Here is a 20,066-nt window from a genome sequence, read left to right as displayed (position 1 = left end):
GCTACGGACCGGAACGGGCGGGCCGCCCCGTACCGGCCCGGCGGCCTCAGACCGGGGCGGCGCCGGTGGGAAGGCCGTCGCGCACCGGGTCCGCGCGGCGGGGACCCGGCACTCCGAACCCACCGTCGCCCCCACCCCCGGCCCGGTCCGCCACGGCCTCCCGGCGCAGCAGCAACAGGCCCACCACCGCGACGGCCCCCATCACCGCGAAGCCGGCCCACGGCGTCGAGCCCGAGGGGTGCGTCTCGTACACCAGCGCCGCCGAGAGGACCGCCAGCCTCCGGCCTGCGACCCCCCGGCACGCCCGTACGGCGATGAACGGCACCCCCCACAGGACGTACCACGGCTGCACCATCGGGGAGAGCACCACCAGTGCCGTCAGTGCCAGGCCCAGCGCCAGTACGGGGTCCAGGCGGCCGACGGCCGCGCGGCGTCCGAGACGTACGACGAGGACGGCCGCCACGGCGAGTCCGAGGAACCGTACGAGCGACTGCACCGCGTCCTGGTCCGCCACGGTCGTCAGGCGGGCGAGCGCGCCGAGGCCGGCCCCGAGGTCGCTGGAGAGGGAGAGCCAGGTGTGGATGCCCGCCGCGACGCCCTGCGTGCGCAGCCAGCCGAAGCCGGTGCCGCTCACCGCGGAGACCGCGAGCACCGTCGCGGCGGCGACCAGGCCCGGCCCGAAAAGTCCGGTCACGATCCGACGGGCGGGCGAACCGGCGGACCCCCTCCCCACCACCACGCCGACGAACAACAGGGCCAGCGCGGCCGGTGACTTGACCATCATCGCCAGTCCGATCAGTACCGCGCCGAACACCCAGCGCCCCCGCAGCGCGCAGACCGCGCCGGCCAGCGCGAGGCCGGCCATCAGCCCGTCGTTGTGCGCTCCGCCCACCACGTGGACGAGAAGCAGGGGGTTGAGCGCCGCGAGCCACAACGCGCCGCTCTCGTCGGCCCCGTACTCCCGCGCCAGGCGCCGTACCGACCACACGATCAGCAGCAGCGCCGCCACCGCGACCAGTCTCAGCGCGAGGACCGCGGGGACCAGGGTGCCACCGGTGAGCGCCACCGCGCCCCGTGCCAGCAGCAGGAAGAAGGGGCCGTACGGAGCGGGGGTGTCGGTCCAGTTCCGGCCCACGCTCGCCGCCGCGTCCCCGGCGGGTCCCGCCGGGTCGAGGACCGCGGGACCCTGGCTGTACACGTCGTGCCCTTCGAGGACCATCGCCCCCTGCGCGACGTAGCTGTACACGTCCGCGCTGTACAGGGGCGGCACCAGCAGCAGCGGCGCCACCCACCAGGCGAGCGTCACCAGCGTGTGCCGTACGCCGGCCCCGGTCCGGCCGTACGCCCACCAGGCGACGAGAAGGACGGTGAGTCCCGCGTAGGCGAGGGCGGCTCCGGCCGTCGTCACCGCCGGGCCCCGGTCCGTCCACCAGCCCCAAGGGTCGTGCGCCGGAAGGCTTCCGGCGACCCAGCCGCCCGCACCGACCGCCAGCGAACCGGCCAGTCCCAGCCGACGACATCCCACGACACCCAGTCCCCGCATCGGGCCAACCTATCGAACCGACGTGAACGCCCACATCCCCCAGCGGCCGGCCGGGGACGACCGGCGGACCGGAATCCGGCCGGAATCAGCTGTCCCGTTCCGTCATGTGCGTCATGTGCCGTCACGTGCCGTCACGTGCCGTCACGTGCCGTCATCGACCGGAACCGTCGGGAATCGTCCGGAACCGTCCGGGACGGCGGACCGTCGCCTAAGCACGCGCTCAGTGGTCTCTGATAAGAACGGAGCGCACAGCGAAGACACCACCGGACGAACGGAGCCGAACCCATGGGCGACCAGAGCGCACCCGTCTTCCCGCAGGACGTCATCGAGGAGTACGCCGCCCTCGGTATCGACCTGCCCGCCCTCTTCTCCGCCGGCCATCTCGGCGAACGGATGGGTGTGCGGATCACCGAGGCGTCCGCGGACCGCGTCGTCGGCACCATGCCGGTCGAGGGCAACACCCAGCCCTACGGGCTCCTGCACGGCGGGGCTTCCGCGGTGCTCGCCGAGACCCTCGGCTCCGTCGGCTCCATGCTCCACGGCGGCGCGGGGAGGATCGCGGTCGGCGTCGACCTCAACTGCACCCACCACCGGGGCGCCCGCAGCGGACTGGTGACCGGAGTCGCCACCCCCGTACACCGCGGACGCTCCACCGCCACCTACGAGATCGTCATCACCGACGACCACGACCGGCGCGTCTGCACCGCCCGCCTCACCTGCCTGCTGCGCGAGGCGCCGACCGTGGGCTGACCCACCGCACCCCCGCTCCCACCTGCCCGGCCGGGCCCCCGAACGATCCGGCCGGGCATCTCCATGCGCACTACACGTAACGCCGGTTGACCATGAGACCCGGCCAACTACCTTTGCATCGGACGGGGTTCGACACACCGCTTCACGCCACCCCGGGAGCACGACGGAGCAGCGAACTGCCCGGCGTAACACTGCGTAACAGGCGCGCAATGAACGCCGCCCCCGCCCCACACCTCACTCCGCGCCCCTCACGCCCCTCGCTCCCGAGCGCCGCACACTCCCGCCCGTCAGCACCAAGATCACCCCAAGCCCCTTAGCAGAGCTGCGCGTTCTCACCATGCGAGAGGAATCCGCCAGGCCCTAACCGGCACGGGCCCCCACGTCACCTCAAGCCTTGCTCAAGTCATAACAAGACAGTCACATCCTTGCCCACACCCGTCCACACCCCCACCACCTGCGCCTAGAGTCACCGCCAGTCACCGCGCCGCCGGGCGCGGCAGCAGCACGCCCCTGTACCCAGTACGTACGGCTTGGCGGACGACAGGCACCTCAACGGAGGAGGCCGCGCCAGGGAAAGGACTTTTCGTGCGACACCGTTCCATGCTCATACTCACCGCAGTGCTCACCACCGGAGCACTCACCCTCACCGCCTGCGGGTCGCGCGACGACGACAAGGGCAGCGACGGCGCAAGCGGCAGCGGTGAGACCCAGACCGTCGTCATCGGCCTCGACGCCCCCCTGAGCGGCGACCTCTCCGCCCTCGGCCTCGGCATCAAGAACTCCGCCGACCTCGCCGTCAAGACGGCGAACAAGGAGAACACGGTCCCGGGCATCAAGTTCGAGCTCCAGCCGCTCGACGACCAGGCCCAGCCCTCCGTCGGTGGCCAGAACGCCCAGAAGTTCATCGGCAACAAGGACCTCGTCGGCGTCGTCGGCCCGCTGAACTCCAGCGTCGCCCAGTCGATGCAGAAGCCCTTCGAGGACGCCAGCCTCACCCAGGTCTCGCCCGCCAACACCGGCACCGAGCTGACCCAGGGCGACAACTGGAAGGACGGCGACAGCGCCAAGAAGCGCCCGTTCAAGACGTACTTCCGCACCGCCACCACCGACGCCATCCAGGGCGCCTTCGCGGCGAAGTACCTGTTCAAGGACGCGGGCATCAAGGCCGTCTACCTGATCGACGACCAGAAGACGTACGGCGCCGGCCTCGCCGCCTCCTTCAAGACGACCTTCACCGGACTCGGTGGAAAGATCGTCGGCAGCGACCACGTCAACCCCGACGACCGCGACTTCAACTCCGTCGTCACCAAGGTGAAGAGCTCCGGCGCCAAGGCCGTCTACTACGGCGGTGAGTACCCCGCCGGCGCACCCCTGAGCCAGCAGCTCAAGGACAGCGTCAACATCCCGCTCATGGGCGGCGACGGCATGTACAGCGCCGACTTCATCAGCCTGAACAAGAAGGCCCAGGGCGACATCGCCACCTCGGTCGGCAAGCCCGTCGAGGAGCTCGACTCCGCCAAGAAGTTCATCGCGGACTACAAGACGGCCGGCTACAAGGACGCCTACGAGGCGTACGGCGGCGGCACCTACGACGCCACCTGGTCCATCATCGAGGCCGTCAAGATCGTGGCCGCCGCCAACGACGGCAAGATCCCCGCGGACAGCCGCACCAAGGTCCTCGACGCCATGGCCAAGGTCCAGTTCGACGGCGTGACCGGCCCGGTCGCCTTCGACGAGTTCGGTGACACCACCAACACCATGATGACCGCCTACCAGGTCGACGGTGGCAAGTGGGTCTCCAAGCTCAGCGAGGCCGTCACCAAGTAAGCACCCCACCACCCCACTTCGGTCGCCACCAGGCAGCCAAACCGCGCGGGAGCGCCATCAGCGCTCCCGCGCGGTGCCATATCCGAACCACTCCAACGGAGGCCCTGCGGTGCACGAACTGCCGCAACAGCTGGCCAACGGACTCATCCTCGGCGCGATGTACGGTCTCATCGCGATCGGTTACACGATGGTCTACGGAATCATCCAGCTCATCAACTTCGCACACGGCGAAATCTTCATGATCGGAGGCTTCGGGGCGCTCACCGTGTACCTCTGGATGCCCTCCGGTTCGAACCTCCTCGCCATCGTCCCCCTCATGATCCTCGGCGGCGTGATCTGCTCCGTCGCCGTCAGCGTCGCCGCCGAACGCTTCGCCTACCGGCCACTGCGCAACGCGCCCCGCCTCGCCCCCCTGATCACCGCGATCGGCCTCTCCCTCGCCCTCCAGCAGGCCGTCTGGATGTGGTACCCGGACGCCAAGGCCGACCGCTCCTTCCCCCAGTTCAAGGGAAGCGCCTTCGACCTCCTCGGCGCCCACGTCCAGCGCGGCGACCTCTTCGTCCTCATCGCCGCACCCGTCTGCATGCTCGCCCTCGGCCTCTTCGTCTCCAAGACCCGCGCCGGCCGCGGCATGCAGGCCACCTCGCAGGACCCCGACACCGCCAAGCTCATGGGCATCAACACCGACCGCATCATCGTCATGGCCTTCGCCATCGGCGCCGCGTTCGCCGCCGTCGCCGCCGTCGCCTACGGGCTCAAGAACGGCCAGATCGGCTTCAAAATGGGCTTCCTCATGGGCCTCAAAGCGTTCACCGCCGCCGTACTCGGCGGTATCGGCAACATCTACGGCGCCATGCTCGGCGGCGTCGTCCTCGGCCTCGCCGAGGCACTCGCCACCGGCTACATGAGCGACGTCCCCGGCATGGAACTCTTCGGTGGCGGCGCCTGGAAGGACGTGTGGGCCTTCGTGCTCCTCATCGTCGTCCTGCTGCTGCGGCCACAAGGGCTGCTCGGCGAACGCGTCGCGGATCGGGCGTGACAGCGATGACCACACACACCACCCGCGCACCCCTCGGCCTGCCCCCCGCGACCGCCCGCGCCCTCACCACCGCCGGCACGGCCATCGCCCTCGCGGGCACCTTCCTCGCCTGGACCTGGACCGACGAGTTCCCCGGCGACCTCACTGTCACCGGCTACCCCGGCGGCCTCCAGGTCCTCACCCTCGTCGGCTCCCTCATCACCCTCCTCCTCATCCTCTCCGGATACGGCGTCCGGGGACTCCGCTGGCTCACCCCCGGCGGCCCCAACGCCTCCGTGCGCTACGCCGCACTCGCCGTCCTCGCCACCACCGGCTACGCCGTCGGCGCCATCACCGTCGACCTCGGCGGCGTCGTCAACCTCGAACCCGGCGCCTGGGTCAGCCTCGCCGGCGCACTCATCGCCGTGCTCGCCGCCTTCGGCCTCCCCGCCGACCAAGCGCTCACCGACGAGAACCCCAGTGGCCTCGCCGTCCTCGGCAACAGCCTGACCGCCCCCGCTCCGCCCCGCGCCCGCGAACTCCCCGCCTGGGCCGAAATCCTCATCATCGCCGCCACCTTCGGCGTCGCCCTGTACCTCTTCTCGTTCATCATCGACACCGAGTACACCGAACTCTTCATCGGGTCGCTGCTCAGCTTCGGCTTCGGCTTCACCGCCCTCCACCGTGCCGGCCTCCTCGCCCGCATGACCGCACTGACGGTGAAACACCGCAACGTCACCCTCACCGCCGCCCTCGTCGCCGCCTTCTGCTTCCCCTTCACGCAGTCCACCGGCGAATTCACGCTCATCGGCACGAACATCCTCATCTTCGCGGCCGTCGCCCTGGGCCTCAACGTCGTCGTCGGCCTGGCCGGCCTCCTCGACCTCGGATACGTCGCCTTCCTCGGCGTCGGCGCCTACACCTCCGCCCTCCTCTCCGGCGCCTCCGCCTCCGCGATCGGCATCCACTTCCCCTTCTGGGCAGCGGCCCTCACCGGAGCAGGCGTCTCCCTGATCTTCGGCGTCTTCATCGGCGCCCCCACCCTGCGGCTGCGCGGCGACTACCTCGCCATCGTCACCCTCGGTTTCGGAGAGATCTTCCGCGTCACCGTCAACAACCTCAACGGCAACAGCGGACCCGACCTCACCAACGGATCCCAGGGCATCCCCTCCATCCCCGACCTCGACATCCTCGGATTCGCCTTCGGGGAGAGCCACGACATCGGCCCCTTCAGCCTCAGCAGGTCCGCCAACTACTTCCTGCTGATGCTCCTCGTCACCGCCGTCGTCGTCCTCGTCTTCCGCCGCTCCGGCGACTCCCGCATCGGCCGCGCCTGGGTCGCCATCCGCGAGGACGAGACCGCCGCCACCGCCATGGGCATCAACGCCTTCCGGCTCAAGCTGCTCGCCTTCGCCCTCGGCGCCACCCTCGCCGGCCTCGCCGGGACCGTCCAGGCCCACGTCAACTACACCGTGACGCCCGAGCAGTACCAGTTCGCCGGCGCCGTACCCCCGAACTCCGCCTTCCTCCTCGCCGCTGTCATCCTCGGCGGCATGGGCACCCTCAGCGGACCCTTCGTCGGCGCCGCACTGCTCTACCTCATCCCGGCAAAGCTCCAGTTCATGCAGGACTACCAGCTCCTCCTCTTCGGCATCGCACTCATCCTGCTGATGCGCTTCCGCCCCGAAGGCCTCATCGCCGACCGCCGGAAGCAGCTCGAATTCCACGAGTCCGACGCCGACGACCCGAGCAACCAGCCCGACGTACCCGAACCACGGCAGTCCGAGGACACCGGCGCCGGCATCGCCAAGGCGGGGGCGTGACCACCATGACCACCACCACGAACACCACCGACAACCCCGGCGCCCCCACGACCGGCACCACCGTCCTCGACGCCACCGGTGTGACCATGCGCTTCGGCGGCCTCACCGCCGTCCGCGACGTCTCCCTCACCGTCGACAGCGGCGAGATCGTCGGCCTCATCGGCCCGAACGGCGCCGGAAAGACCACCTTCTTCAACTGCCTCACCGGCCTCTACGTCCCCACCGAGGGCAAGGTCAGCTACAAAGGCACCGTCCTGCCGCCCAAACCCCACCTCGTCACCCAGGCAGGCATCGCCCGCACCTTCCAGAACATCCGGCTCTTCGCCAACATGACCGTCCTGGAAAACGTCCTCGTCGGCCGCCACACCCGCACCAACGACGGACTCTGGTCCGCCCTGCTGCGCCTGCCCAGCCACACCCGCGCCGAGAAGGCCAGCCGCGAACGGGCCATGGAACTCCTGGAGTTCATCGGCCTCGCCCACAAAGCCGACCACCTCTCGCGCAACCTCCCCTACGGAGAACAGCGCAAACTGGAAATCGCGCGCGCCCTCGCCAGCGACCCCGGACTCCTCCTCCTCGACGAGCCCACCGCCGGCATGAACCCGCAGGAAACCCGCGTCACCGAAGAACTCATCTTCGCCATCCGCGACCAGGGCATCGCCGTACTCGTCATCGAGCACGACATGCGCTTCATCTTCAACCTCTGCGACCGCGTCGCCTGCCTCGTCCAGGGCGAGAAACTCGTCGAGGGCACGCCCAGCACCGTCCAGAGCGACGAACGCGTCATCGCCGCCTACCTCGGCACCCCCTTCGAAGGAGCCCCCGGCGCCGACGAGGTCGCCGAGGTCGAAGCGGCCGAAGCCGGCCACTCCGCGGCTGCGGAGACCACCGCCGCGGAAAGCACCACCGGCACCACCGCCGAGGAGGAAACCTCATGACCGCACTCCTGGAAGTCGAGGACCTCCGCGTCGCCTACGGCAAGATCGAAGCCGTCAAGGGCATCTCGTTCAGCGTCGAAGCCGGCCAGGTCGTCACCCTCATCGGCACCAATGGCGCCGGAAAGACGACGACGCTGCGCACCCTCTCCGGGCTCCTCAAGCCCGCCGGCGGCCGCATCGTCTTCGACGGAAAGCCCCTCTCCGACGTCCCCGCCCACAAGATCGTCGCCCTGGGCCTCGCCCACTCCCCCGAGGGACGCCACATCTTCCCCCGGCTGACGATCGCCGAGAACCTCCTCCTCGGCGCCTACCTGCGCAGCGACAAGGCGGGCATCGAGCAGGACGTCCAGCGCGCCTACGACCTCTTCCCCATCCTCGGGGAACGCCGTAAGCAGTCCGCCGGGACCCTTTCGGGCGGCGAACAGCAGATGCTCGCCATGGGACGGGCCATGATGTCGCGGCCCAAGCTGCTCATGCTGGACGAGCCCTCGATGGGCCTCTCCCCGATCATGATGCAGAAGATCATGGAGACCATCGTCGAACTCCGGTCCTCCGGAACGACGATCCTCCTGGTCGAGCAGAACGCCCAGGCGGCCCTCTCCCTCGCGGACCAGGGCCACGTCATGGAGATAGGCAAGATCGTCCTCTCCGGTACCGGAGCCGACCTCCTGCACGACGAGTCGGTCCGCAAGGCCTACCTCGGCGAGGACTGACCCCCGCACGCATGGCACAGGGCCCGCACACCGAGCGATCGGGTGTGCGGGCCCTGTGGCGTACGGGCGTACGGAAGGGGAGGCGAGCCGTTACTCGGCCGCTTTCTTCTTCTCCTCGGCGTCCGCGATCAGCGCCTCGGCCAGCTGCTGCATGGAGAGCCGCCGGTCCATCGAGGTCTTCTGGATCCAGCGGAACGCGGCCGGCTCGGAGAGACCGTAGTCGGTCTGCAGAATGCTCTTCGCCCGGTCGACCAGCTTCCGCGTCTCCAGCCGCTGGGCCAGGTCCGCGACCTCGTTCTCCAGTGCCCGCAGCTCGGCGAAGCGGGACACCGCCATCTCGATCGCGGGCACGACGTCGCTCTTGCTGAACGGCTTCACGAGGTACGCCATGGCCCCGGCGTCGCGGGCCCGCTCCACGAGGTCGCGCTGCGAGAACGCGGTGAGCATGAGGACCGGCGCGATGGACTCCTCGGCGATCTTCTCGGCCGCGGAGATCCCGTCGAGCACCGGCATCTTGACGTCGAGGATGACCAGGTCGGGCTTGTGCTCCCGGGCCAGCTCGACGGCCTGCTGACCGTCACCGGCCTCACCGACGACCGCGTACCCCTCTTCCTCCAGCATCTCCTTGAGGTCCAGGCGGATGAGCGCTTCGTCCTCGGCGATGACGACGCGGGTCGTCAGCGGCGGAACGTGCGACTTGTCGTCGTCGACGGCGTCTGCGGGCTCGGGCGACTCGGGCGTGGTCACGGGGGCTCCTCGGTAAGGACAGGGGTACTGCTCCCAAGAGCCTACCTAGCTACGGTATGGTGGATCATCAGCGGGTCGAGGTTAACCTTCGATTCCGCGAGCCCCGGTAGTCCAATTGGTTAGAGACAATGGATTCAAAACCCATACAGTGTCGGTTCGAGTCCGACTCGGGGTACTTTTCCTTCGTTTCAAAGGCGCGCGCGCATTGATCGAACTTCACTGGATCTGAGTACGGCCTGCCGACTCGCGCCCCCGCCCCGCATCTTCCGGCAAAGCTCGGTCCCATGTACGACCTGGGAACCCGCAAGCATGCCCTCGCGCTGGTGGCGCAGGGCCGGAGTCTCAACTCCGTGAGCAGGCTCACCGGCGTCTCCCGTTCCGCCATCCGCTCCTGGCAGATTCGTCTCGAACCGCTCGACGCGTCCCGCGCGGGACCCTGCCCCCGATGCGCCGACACCCCCACCCCGATCGAGCCCGCAGACGCCTACGCGTACCTGCTCGGGCTCTATCTGGGCGACGGCTGCATCAGCGCGGCGCCGCGCGGACGGGGGGTGCACGCCTTGCGCATCGCGTGCGCCGACGCCTGGCCGGGTCTCATCGACGCCTGCGCCGAGGCCGTGCGGCAGGTCCGCCCAGCGAACAAGGTCATGCGGGTGCGGGCCGCCGGATGCCAGTACGTCACCGCGTACAGCAAGCACTGGCCCTGCCTCTTCCCCCAGCACGGCCCCGGCAAGAAGCACGAGCGCCGCATCGTCCTCGAACCCTGGCAGCGGGAGATCGTCGCCGCGTACCCCTGGGAGCTCGTGCGCGGGCTGGTCCATTCGGACGGCTGCCGCGCCACGAACTGGACCACGCGACTCGTCGGCGGAGTGCCGAAGCGGTACGAGTATCCGAGGTACTGGTTCACCAACGTCTCGGACGACATCCGGCGGCTCTACACGGACACGCTGGACGTGCTCGGTGTGGAGTGGAGGCACTGCGACAGGGCGGGGCGGCGGTACAACGTCTCCGTCGCCCGACGGGCATCCGTCGCGCTGATGGACGCGCACGTCGGGCCGAAGTACTGAGAGCCCCGGGTGCGGGAGGCCAGAGCCTCGGGAGAGCCGGGAGCGGACTACTTGGGGCTGTCGTCCTCGCCGACGTGGTGGACGCGGACCAGGTTGGTGGAGCCCGCGAGGCCGGGCGGGGAGCCGGCGGTGATGACGATGACGTCGCCCTTGGCGCAGCGGCCGATGCGCAGGAGCTCCTCGTCGACCTGGGCGACCATCGCGTCGGTGGATTCGACGTGCGGGCCGAGGAAGGTTTCGACGCCCCAGGTGAGGTTGAGCTGGGCGCGGGTGGCGGTGTCGGGGGTGAAGGCGAGGAGCGGGATGGGTGAGCGGTAGCGGGAGAGCCGTTTGGCGGTGTCGCCGCTCTGGGTGAAGGCGACGAGGAACTTGGCTCCGAGGAAGTCGCCCATCTCGGCTGCGGCGCGTGCGACGGCACCGCCCTGGGTGCGGGGCTTGCTCCGGTCGGTGAGCGGGGGCAAGCCCTTGGCGAGGATGTCCTCCTCGGCGGCTTCGACGATGCGGGACATGGTGCGTACGGTCTCGATGGGGTAGCGGCCGACGCTGGTCTCGCCGGAGAGCATCACGGCGTCGGTGCCGTCGATGATGGCGTTGGCGACGTCGGAGGCTTCGGCGCGGGTGGGGCGGGAGTTCTCGATCATCGAGTCGAGCATCTGGGTGGCGACGATGACGGGTTTGGCGTTGCGTTTGGCCAGTTTGACGGCGCGTTTCTGGACGATGGGGACCTGTTCCAGGGGCATTTCGACGCCGAGGTCACCGCGGGCGACCATGATGCCGTCGAAGGCGGCGACGATGTCGTCGATGTTCTCGACGGCCTGGGGCTTTTCGACTTTGGCGATGACGGGGAGGCGGCGGCCTTCCTCGGTCATGACGCGGTGGACGTCGACGATGTCCTTTCCGCTGCGGACGAAGGAGAGGGCGATGACGTCGGCGCCGATGCGCAGGGCCCAGCGGAGGTCGTCGATGTCCTTGTCGGAGAGGGCGGGGACGGAGACGGCGACGCCGGGGAGGTTGAGGCCTTTGTTGTCGGAGACCAGTCCGCCTTCGATGACGGTGGTCCGGATGCGGGGGCCGTCGACGGCGGTCACCTGGAGTGCGACGCGGCCGTCGTCGACGAGGATGCGCTCGCCGGGGGTGACGTCGGCGGCGAGGCCGTCGTAGGTGGTGCCGCAGGTGTTCTTGTCGCCGTCGGTGAGGGGTTCGACGGTGATGGTGAAGGTGTCTCCGCGTTCAAGGAGTACGGGGCCTTCGCGGAAACGCCCGAGGCGGATCTTCGGGCCTTGGAGGTCGGCGAGGATGCCGACGCTGCGGCCGGTCTCCTCGGAGGCTTTGCGGACGTGGTGGTACCGCTGTTCGTGCTCGGCGTAGCTTCCGTGGCTGAGGTTGAAGCGGGCGATGTCCATTCCCGCTTCGACCAGGGCTTTGATCTGGTCGTACGAGTCGGTCGCGGGTCCCAGGGTGCAGACGATTTTCGCTCGGCGCATGTTTCGAGCCTAGACCTTACCTACGGGTAGGCAATTGGCTCCGCATGACCGTCCAACATCCTTTCGGTTAAGGGATGTTGACAGGTGTTGAATTGCGCGGACGGTCGCTCCGATGAGCGTTTCGGGGGCGCCGGTCGGGCGTGCGAGGGGCGCCGGAGAGCTTCCGGAGCCCGGACGATCGAGCAGATGTTCCGTCAGGAACAGTCGTTCGTGCGCTGACGGTCACCAGATCGAAATCTGGACAGGGTGTTCTGCATGCGCCGACTGCGTCAGAATCTACGCGCGTCATGAACGTGGAACGGCCTGGCCGCGTGCCGGTCGCACACGTCGTCCGACTGAACGAGGAGTACGAAGAATGCCGTTGAACCGCAGAACGTTTCTGGGCCGTTCGGCAGCCGCGGGCGCGGGTGTCGCACTCGCGGGCGGGGTTGTCGCGGGAGAGGCCCAGGCCGCCGCGCCGTCGAGCCACGGGCACGGGCACGGGCATGGCGAGAGCCACGAGAAGCGGTACTCGTTCACCGTCATGGGGACGACGGACATGCACGGCAACGTCTTCAACTGGGACTACTTCACGGACAAGGAGTACGACGACGCCGCGCACAACGACGTCGGCCTGGCGAAGATCTCGACACTGGTGGAGAAGATCCGGGCGGAGCGGGGGCGCGGCAACACGCTCCTGATCGACGCCGGTGACACGATCCAGGGCACTCAGCTTTCGTATTACTACGCGAAGATCGACCCGATCACCGCGAAGCGTGGTCCGGTGCACCCGATGGCGCAGGCGATGAACGCGATCGGTTACGACGCGGCGGCGCTCGGAAATCACGAGTTCAACTACGGGATTCCGGTGCTGCGGAAGTTCGAGGAGCAGCTGGACTTCCCGCTGCTCGGTGCGAACGCGCTGGACGCGAAGACGCTGAAGCCGGCGTTCGCCCCGTATGTGATCAAGCACCTGCGGACGCCGCACGGCAGGGACGTGCGGGTGGCGGTGCTGGGTCTGACGAACCCGGGGATCGCGATCTGGGACAAGGCGAACGTGAGCGGGAAGATGGTGTTCCCGGGTCTGGAGGAGCAGGCGGCCCACTGGGTGCCGAAGCTGCGTTCGATGGGTGCGGACGTCGTGATCGTTTCGGCGCACTCGGGCACGTCGGGCACGTCGTCGTACGGTGACCAGGTCCCGTACGTGGAGAACGCGGCCGGTCTGGTGGCGGAGCAGGTTCCGGGGATCGACGCGATCCTGGTGGGTCACGCGCACGCGGAGATCCCCGAGTACTTCGTGACGAACAAGGAGACGGGCAAGCAGGTCGTGCTCTCGGAGCCGGCGAAGTGGGGCCAGCGTCTGACGTTGTTCGACTTCGACCTGGTGTGGGAGAAGGGCCGCTGGACGGTCGAGAAGGTCGGCGCCCAGGTGCTGAACTCCAACACGGTGGCCGAGGACAAGAAGATCACCCGTCTCCTGGAGGACGAGCACACGAAGGTGGTGGCCTATGTGAACCAGGTCATCGGTACCTCGGTCTCGGCGATGACCACGTCGGACGCGCCGTGGAAGGACGAGCCGATCATCGACCTGATCAACCACGTCCAGGCGGAGACCGTGAAGGCGGCGCTGGCGGGCGGGGAGTTCGCGTCGCTGCCGGTGCTCTCGCAGGCGTCGTGCTTCTCGCGTACGGCCTCGATCCCGGCGGGCAACGTCACGATCAAGGACGCGGCGGGCCTGTACCCGTTCGAGAACACGCTGGAGGCGCGGGTCGTCACGGGTGCCCAGGTGAAGGACTACCTGGAGTTCTCGGCCCGGTACTACGTGCAGACGGCTGCGGGCACCGCGGTGGACACCTCGAAGCTGACGAACGCGGACAACACGCCGGACTACAACTACGACGCGCTGTCGGGCGTGACGTACGACATCGACATCGCGAAGCCCGCGGGTTCGCGGATCGTGGGGTTGTCGTTCGAGGGTGCGGCGATCGACCCGGCCGCGAAGTTCGTGCTGGCGGTGAACAACTACCGGGCGAGCGGCGGCGGCAACTTCCCGCACGTTCCGGGGGCGCAGCAGGTGTGGGCGAATTCGGACGAGATCCGGAACACGATCATCGCGTGGGTGACGGCGAAGGGTGAGGTCGACCCGGCGGAGTTCGCTTCGGTGGGGTGGCGTCTGACGCGGGACGGCGTGCCGGTGTTCTGAGGGCTGTCGCGTACTCGGTGTGCGCGGGTGTGGTGGGGCGGTCGCTCCGGCTTTCGGGTCGGGGTGGCCGCCCTTTCGTGTGGGGTGCGGGTGGGTCAGGTGTTCTGGTGGTGGGGGGCGCGGGGGGTGTGCTGCGGGGGGACGGCGGGGTGGGGCGTGAGGCCGAAGGTGGTGAAGGCGGTGCGGTCGGGGAGGGGGTAGGGGGTGGTGCCGGTGAGGTGGTTGAGGATGGTGGCGCTGCGGTGGGCGGCGAGGCCGAGGTCGGGGGCGCCGACGCCGTGGGTGTGGCGTTCGGCGTTCTGGACGTAGATGTTGCCGGTGATGGCGGGGTCGAGTTCGAGGCGGTGGTGGAGGTCGACCCGGGGGCGGCCGGCGGTGTCGCGGCGGATGTGCGGGGCGAGGGCGGTGAGGAGGGTGTCGAGGGGGCGTTCGCGGTAGCCGGTGGCGAGGACGACTGCGTCGGTGGTGTGGCGGGTGCGGGTGCCCTGCTCGGTGTGTTCGAGGTGGAGTTCGAGGCGGTTTCCGGCGAGGCGGCCCGCGGTGCGTACCCGGACGCCGGGGGTGAGGGTGGCGTCGGGCCAGCCGCCGTGGAGGGTGCGCCGGTAGAGCTCGTCGTGGATGGCGGCGATGGTGTCGGTGTCGATGCCCTTGTGGAGTTGCCACTGCCGGGTGACGAGGTGGTCGCGGGTCTCTTCGGGGAGGCCGTGGAAGTAGCGGGTGTAGTCGGGGGTGAAGTGTTCGAGGCCGAGCTTGGAGTATTCCATCGGGGCGAACGCGGGGGTGCGGGCGAGCCAGTGGAGTTTCTCGTGGCCGTGGGGGCGGGCGCGCAGCAGGTCGAGGAAGATCTCGGCGCCGGATTGTCCTGAGCCGATGACGGTGATGTGTCCGGCGCGCAGGAGTTCTTCGCGGTGGCCGAGGTAGTCGCCGGAGTGGATGACGGGGATGTCCTCGGCGTCGGCGAAGGGCTGGAGGGGGGCGGGGACGTGGGGTTCGGTGCCGATGCCGAGGGCGATGTGGCGGGCGTGGGCGCGGCCGAGGGCTTCGGCCTCTCCGTCGGGGTCGAGTTGGGTGAAGTCGACTTCGAAGAGGGCGCGTTCGGGGTTCCAGCGGATGGCGTCGACCTGGTGGCCGAAGTGGAGGCCGGGGAGTTGGTGGGTGACCCAGCGGCAGTAGGCGTCGTATTCGGCGCGTTGGATGTGGAAGCGCTCGGCGAAGTAGAAGGGGTAGAGGCGGTCGCGGGTGCGGAGGTAGTTGAGGAAGGTCCAGGGGCTGGTGGGGTCGGCGAGGGTGACCAGGTCGGCGATGAAGGGGACTTGGAGGGTGGCACCGTCGATGAGGAGGCCGGGGTGCCAGTGGAACGCGGGGCGTTGTTCGTAGAAGGCGGTGGTCAGCGCGGCTTGGGGGGCGCGGGGTCGGCGGCCCTCGTGGGCGAGGGCGGCGAGGGCGGCGAGGGAGAGGTTGAAGGGGCCGATGCCGATGCCGACGAGGTCGTGGGGTTGGTCGGCGGTGGGGGTGGGGCGGTCGGTCATCGGTGGGTGCGGCCTTCCGTGAGTTCGGCGTCGAGGCGGGTGACGTGGGTGAGGAGGGCGGTGAGGTCGGCGGGGGTGGTGTGGGGGTTGAGGAGGGTGGCTTTGAGCCAGAGCCGGTCGTCGGCGTGGGCGCGGCCGAGGACGGCGTGGCCGCGGTCGAGGAGGGTGCGGCGGAGGGTGGCGACGGTGCGGTCGTCGGCGTCGGTGGGGCGGAAGAGGACGGTGCTGATGGTGGGGGGTGCGTGGAGTTCGAGGCCGGGGGTGCGGGTGATGAGGTCGGCGAGGTCGTGTGCGGTGGCGAGGGTGCGGTCGATGAGGTCGGCGAGTCCGTCGCGGCCGAGGGCTTGGAGGGTGACGGCGATTTTGAGGGCGTCGGGCCGTCGGGTGGTGCGCAGGGAGCGGCCGAGGGTGTCGGGGATGCCGGCTTCGGTGTCGTCGTCGGCGTTGAGGTAGGGGGCGAGGTGGTGGAGGGGGGCGAGGTGGTGGTGGCGGGGGACGGCGAGGAGGCCGGCGGGGGCGGGTTGCCAGCCGAGTTTGTGGAGGTCGAGGGTGACGCTGTCGGCCCGGTGGAGGCCGTGGATCTTGGTGCGGTGGGTGGGGCTGAAGAGGAGGGTTCCGCCGTAGGCGGCGTCGATGTGGAGGTCGGCGCCGTGGGTGTCGCAGAGGTCGGCGATGTCGGCGAGTGGGTCGATGGCGCCGGTGTCGGTGGTGCCGGCGGTGGCGGTGACGAGGTGGGGGCCGGGGGTGGTGGTGAGGGCGTGGTGGAGGGCGGCGACGTCCATGACGCCGGTGGGGGCGGGGAGGACGTGGGGTTCGGGGAGGCCGAGGAGCCAGGCGGCGCGGGTGATGCTGTGGTGGGCGCTGGTGGCGTGGATGGTCTGTACGGGGCCGTGGCGTTCGCGGGCCAGGAGGAGGGCGAGCTGGTTGGCTTCGGTGCCGCCGGTGGTGATGACGGCGTCGGGGTGGGGGTGGCGGGGGTAGATCTCGCGGGCGAGCGTGGTGGTGAGTTCGGCTTCGAGGGTGGTGGCGGCGGGCGCCTGGTCCCAGGAGTCCATGGAGGGGTTGAGGGCGGAGGCGGCGAGGTCGGCGGCTGCGGCGAGGGCCAGCGGCGGGGTGTGGAGGTGGGCCGTGCAGTGGGGGTGCGCGGGGTCCGCGGCGCCTTCGGCGAGGGCGGTGACGAGGGTGAGCAGGGCGTGGTGGGCGCCGGTGCCCCGGTCGGGGAGGAGGGGGCCGATGGCGTGGCGGGTTCGGGCGGTGGTGGCGGCGGGGCCGCCGGCGGGGAGGGGGCCGGCGCGGCGGGTGGCGCCTTCGTGGAGGGCGGCGAGGACGGTGTCGAGCAGGGGGCGGAGGTGGTCGGGGCCCGCGGTGCCGCCGGCGAGGGGTGGGGTGGTGGACATGGGTGTGGGCTGCCCCTTCGGTGGTGTGGTGGCGTGGACGTGCGGGCGCCGCTCTGTTCGGGTGTGCGGGACACCCCCTGGGCCGCACGGTCCAACGATGCCGACCCTAAAGGGGTATGGGCGTGTGGCGCGGCGCACGCGAACGAATTACCCACGCCTGTACGGCAGTTCGAGCCGAGCCGCACCGGACGGACGGGGTGACGGAGATACGTACCGCGTGCCCCGCCGGCCCCAGGTGTTCTGTCCACGGAGGTTCGGGAGAGCGGCCGGACACGGCCGCGCCCGGCGCCCCTCGGGTGGAGGGACGCCGGGCGCGGAGGGTGACGGCGGCCGGCGCGTGGGCCGACCCGTGGGTGGGCCGACCCGTGGGTGGATCGGCGCGCGAGTGGATGGACCAGTGGGTGGATCTTCGCGCGAGTGGGTCAGTGCGCGTCGCGTACGGCCAGGGCGCGGCGCAGGTCGTCGAGTTCGTCGACGAGCTTGCGCCGGAGGGCGGGGGTGAGGGTGTCGTCTTCGAGGGCGCGGCTGCCGAGTGCGAGCGAGTCGGCGTCGACGTCGTACGCGGGGAAGGCGGCCCGGCCGGCGGCGGTGGCGATGGCCGGGCCCCGGCGGGCGGCGAGGGCCGCGGCGTCGGGGTAGTAGCGGGCGACGTAACTGCGGGTGAGTCCGGTCTGCTCGGGCTGCCAGAAGCCCTGGGCGGTGGCGGTGAAGAGGTAGTTCGACAGGGTGTCGTCGTGGAACAGGGACTGCCAGGCTGCGGCCTTGGCCTCCGGGTCGGGCAGGGCGGCGCGGCAGCGGGCGGCGCCTTCCTGGCCGGTGGCGCTGGGGTCCTGGGTGAGTTCGGCGGCGATGGCGGCCTCGTCGGTGGCGCCGAGAACGGCGAGGCGGGTGAGGACGCGCCAGCGCAGTTCCAGGTCGAGTTCGGGGCCGCCGGGTGCGGTGCCGTCGGTGAGCCACTCCTGGAGGGTGGCCGCCTGGGTGGCGGCGTCGATGAAGTGGCGTACGGCGACGAGGCGCAGCCCGGGGTTGCTGCCGTCCTCGGTGCGGCGGAGGAGGTCGCGGCAGAGGTCGGCGAGGGTGGCGAGCGCGGCGGGGCGTTCTTCGGGGGTGAAGTAGCGGTCGGTGAGGAAGGCGGCGAAGCCGAGGACGCCCTGGACGAGGGCGAGGTCGGTCTCGTGCGGGAGGTGGGTGCGCGCGAGGGTGAGGTGGGTGGTGGGGTGGAGGTCGCCGTCGCGGACCATGTCGCGGGCGGTGTTCCAGATGACGGCGCGGGTGAGCGGGTCCGGGATGCCGGAGAGTCCGCGTTCGACGGCCTTCCAGGACTCGGGGTCGAACCGGACTTTGGCGTAGGTGAGGTCCTGGTCGTTGGGGACGACGAGGACGGGGCGCCGGCCGGAGAGGCTGAGGGGTTCGCCGGGGCCCGGGACGTCGGTCTCGACGCGGTCGCGCAGGACGAGGCGCCCGACGCCCGACTGGACGCCGAGTTCGTGGTCGTAGAGGCCGACGGCGATGCGGTGGGGGCGGCTGCCGAGGTGGTCGACGGTGAGGGTGAACTCGTTGCCCAGGTCCTCGACGCGGGTGGTGAGGGTGTCGGGGCCGGTGGTGCGCAGCCAGGTGTCGGCCCAGCCGTGGACGTCGCGGTCGGTGGCGGAGGCGAGGTTGTCGATGAAGTCGGCGAGGCTGGCGTTGGCGAACTTGTGGCGGGCGAAGTGGGCGTTGATGCCGGCCAGGAAGTCCTTCTCGCCGATCCAGGCGACGAGTTGGCGGAGCGCGGAGGCGCCCTTGGCGTAGGAGATGCCGTCGAAGTTGACGAGTGCGGAGGCGGTGTCGGGGACGGCGGCGGGGTCGGGGGCGACCGGGTGGGTGGAGGGGCGCTGGTCGGCGTCGTATCCCCACCCCTTGCGGGCGACGCCGAAGTCGACCCAGGTGTCGGTGAAGCGGGTGGCTTCGGCGAGGGTCTGGTAGCCCATGTACTCGGCGAAGGACTCGTTGAGCCAGATGTCGTCCCACCAGCTGAGGGTGACGAGGTCGCCGAACCACATGTGGGCCATCTCGTGGGAGATGACCATGGCGCGGGTCTGGCGTTCGGTGTCGGTGACGGCGGAGCGGTAGACGAATTCGTCGCGGAAGGTGACGAGTCCGGGGTTCTCCATGGCGCCGGCGTTGAACTCGGGGACGAAGGCCTGGTCGTACGAGTCGAACGGGTAGGGCTCGTCGAACTTCTCGTGGTAGCGGTCGAAGCAGGCGCGGGTGACGTCGAGGATCTCGTCGGCGTCGGCGTCGAGGTGGGGGGCGAGCGAGCGCCGGCAGTGGATGCCGAAGGGGATTCCGGCGTGCTCGGTGGTCACGGAGTGCCAGGGGCCGGCGGCGACGGCGACGAGGTAGGTGGAGATCAGCGGGGTGGGGGCGATGGTCCAGCGGCCGTCGCCGGTGTGGGTGGCGATGCCGTTGCCGAGGACGTTCCAGCCGTCCGGGGCGGTGACGGTGAGTTCGAAGACGGACTTGAGGTCGGGCTGGTCGAAGGCGGCGAAGACGCGCTGCAGGTCGTCGAGGAAGAGCTGGGTGTAGACGTAGCTCTCGCCGTCGGTGGGGTCGGTGAAGCGGTGCATGCCCTCGCCGGTGCGCGAGTAGCGCATGGTGGCGTCGACACTCAGTTCGTGGGAGCCGGCCGCGAGCCCGGTGAGCGGGTAGCGGCCGTCGGCGAGGAGCGCGGGGTCGAGCGGCTGTCCGTCGAGGGTGATCGAGCGCAGCACGGCCGGTTTGACCTCGACGAAGGTGTCGGTGGCGGTGCGGGCGGTGAACCGGATGACGGTGCTCGACCGGAAGGTCTCGTCGCCGGTGGTGAGGTCGAGGTCGATCGTGTATCGCTGGACGTCGAGGGCGGTGGCACGGGTCTGCGCTTCTTCGCGCGTCAGTACGGACATCGCTCCATGCTGCCGTACGGCTCCGGGACGTGCGACGGGGCTCCCCGGGGGCGAGCGGACGAGGCGGGCGTCCGGGGCGGTCCCGGCTCGCCGGCCGCGCTTTTATCGGCTGTCGTGGACTCCC

At 70.0% G+C, this 20,066-nt stretch carries 14 protein-coding genes and 1 tRNA gene; 9 read left to right on the top strand and 6 right to left on the bottom strand.

From position 1 onward, the window contains the following. Window positions 1-46: 46 nt before the first annotated feature. Window positions 47-1,543 carry a polyprenol phosphomannose-dependent alpha 1,6 mannosyltransferase MptB gene (gene mptB, locus ACFYPN_RS02190; RefSeq protein ID WP_358759933.1) on the bottom strand — a complete coding sequence of 499 codons (1,497 nt, stop codon included), beginning with the start codon at window positions 1,541-1,543 and terminating at the stop codon, window positions 47-49. A 285-nt stretch (window positions 1,544-1,828) separates the two neighbouring features. Between mptB and ACFYPN_RS02185 the strand changes: the two genes are divergently transcribed. The 6 genes from ACFYPN_RS02185 (at window position 1,829) to ACFYPN_RS02160 (ending at window position 8,612) form a co-directional block, all read left to right on the top strand. After that, a complete protein-coding gene (locus ACFYPN_RS02185) occupies window positions 1,829-2,293 on the top strand; it encodes a hotdog fold thioesterase (protein WP_358759935.1) in 465 nt (154 codons plus the stop codon). Window positions 2,294-2,893: 600 nt separating this feature from the next. Beyond that, window positions 2,894-4,120: a branched-chain amino acid ABC transporter substrate-binding protein gene (locus ACFYPN_RS02180; protein ID WP_358759982.1), complete on the top strand. Its 1,227-nt coding sequence runs from the start codon at window positions 2,894-2,896 to the stop codon at window positions 4,118-4,120. Between the two features lie 109 nt (window positions 4,121-4,229). Continuing rightward, on the top strand, window positions 4,230-5,159 hold the full coding sequence (locus tag ACFYPN_RS02175; protein ID WP_358759937.1) for a branched-chain amino acid ABC transporter permease: 930 nt from the start codon (window positions 4,230-4,232) through the stop codon (window positions 5,157-5,159). Between the two features lie 5 nt (window positions 5,160-5,164). Beyond that, entirely contained in the window at window positions 5,165-6,961 is a 1,797-nt protein-coding gene (locus tag ACFYPN_RS02170) for a branched-chain amino acid ABC transporter permease (protein WP_358759939.1), read from the top strand. 5 nt (window positions 6,962-6,966) lie between these two features. Further along, window positions 6,967-7,899, top strand: coding sequence for an ABC transporter ATP-binding protein (locus ACFYPN_RS02165; RefSeq protein WP_358759984.1), 933 nt, complete (start codon window positions 6,967-6,969; stop codon window positions 7,897-7,899). After that, window positions 7,896-8,612, top strand: coding sequence for an ABC transporter ATP-binding protein (locus tag ACFYPN_RS02160; RefSeq protein ID WP_358759941.1), 717 nt, complete (start codon window positions 7,896-7,898; stop codon window positions 8,610-8,612). Before ACFYPN_RS02165 ends, ACFYPN_RS02160 begins: the two co-directional genes overlap by 4 nt. A 90-nt stretch (window positions 8,613-8,702) precedes the next feature. On the opposite strand, the gene ACFYPN_RS02155 is transcribed toward ACFYPN_RS02160, so the two are convergent. Next, window positions 8,703-9,359, bottom strand: coding sequence for a response regulator (locus tag ACFYPN_RS02155; RefSeq protein WP_358759943.1), 657 nt, complete (start codon window positions 9,357-9,359; stop codon window positions 8,703-8,705). Window positions 9,360-9,459: 100 nt separating this feature from the next. On the opposite strand from ACFYPN_RS02155, the gene ACFYPN_RS02150 reads away from it, so the two are divergent. After that, window positions 9,460-9,534 (top strand) — tRNA-Leu (locus tag ACFYPN_RS02150). Between the two features lie 109 nt (window positions 9,535-9,643). Next, a complete protein-coding gene (locus ACFYPN_RS02145) occupies window positions 9,644-10,426 on the top strand; it encodes a transcriptional regulator (RefSeq protein WP_389296452.1) in 783 nt (260 codons plus the stop codon). Window positions 10,427-10,473: 47 nt separating this feature from the next. Here ACFYPN_RS02145 and pyk read toward each other — a convergent pair whose 3' ends face one another. Next, entirely contained in the window at window positions 10,474-11,910 is a 1,437-nt protein-coding gene (gene pyk / locus ACFYPN_RS02140) for a pyruvate kinase (RefSeq protein ID WP_358759946.1), read from the bottom strand. Window positions 11,911-12,265: 355 nt separating this feature from the next. Between pyk and ACFYPN_RS02135 the strand changes: the two genes are divergently transcribed. Continuing rightward, window positions 12,266-14,092: a bifunctional metallophosphatase/5'-nucleotidase gene (locus ACFYPN_RS02135; RefSeq protein ID WP_389296451.1), complete on the top strand. Its 1,827-nt coding sequence runs from the start codon at window positions 12,266-12,268 to the stop codon at window positions 14,090-14,092. Window positions 14,093-14,187: 95 nt separating this feature from the next. On the opposite strand, the gene ACFYPN_RS02130 is transcribed toward ACFYPN_RS02135, so the two are convergent. From ACFYPN_RS02130 to pepN, 3 genes are all read right to left on the bottom strand, one after another. Continuing rightward, the gene (locus ACFYPN_RS02130; protein ID WP_389296450.1) at window positions 14,188-15,621 is read right to left on the bottom strand and encodes a lysine N(6)-hydroxylase/L-ornithine N(5)-oxygenase family protein; all 1,434 of its coding nucleotides are present in this window, start codon (window positions 15,619-15,621) and stop codon (window positions 14,188-14,190) included. Next, the gene (locus tag ACFYPN_RS02125; protein WP_389296449.1) at window positions 15,618-17,018 is read right to left on the bottom strand and encodes a pyridoxal phosphate-dependent decarboxylase family protein; all 1,401 of its coding nucleotides are present in this window, start codon (window positions 17,016-17,018) and stop codon (window positions 15,618-15,620) included. Before ACFYPN_RS02125 ends, ACFYPN_RS02130 begins: the two co-directional genes overlap by 4 nt. 422 nt (window positions 17,019-17,440) lie before the next feature. Continuing rightward, window positions 17,441-19,942 carry an aminopeptidase N gene (gene pepN, locus ACFYPN_RS02120; RefSeq protein WP_389296448.1) on the bottom strand — a complete coding sequence of 834 codons (2,502 nt, stop codon included), beginning with the start codon at window positions 19,940-19,942 and terminating at the stop codon, window positions 17,441-17,443. Between the last annotated feature and the right edge of the window lie 124 nt (window positions 19,943-20,066).

This window comes from Streptomyces sp. NPDC005576, from assembly GCF_042871745.1.
GTDB lineage: Bacteria > Actinomycetota > Actinomycetes > Streptomycetales > Streptomycetaceae > Streptomyces.
This window is presented reverse-complemented; position numbering and strand designations above follow the sequence as displayed.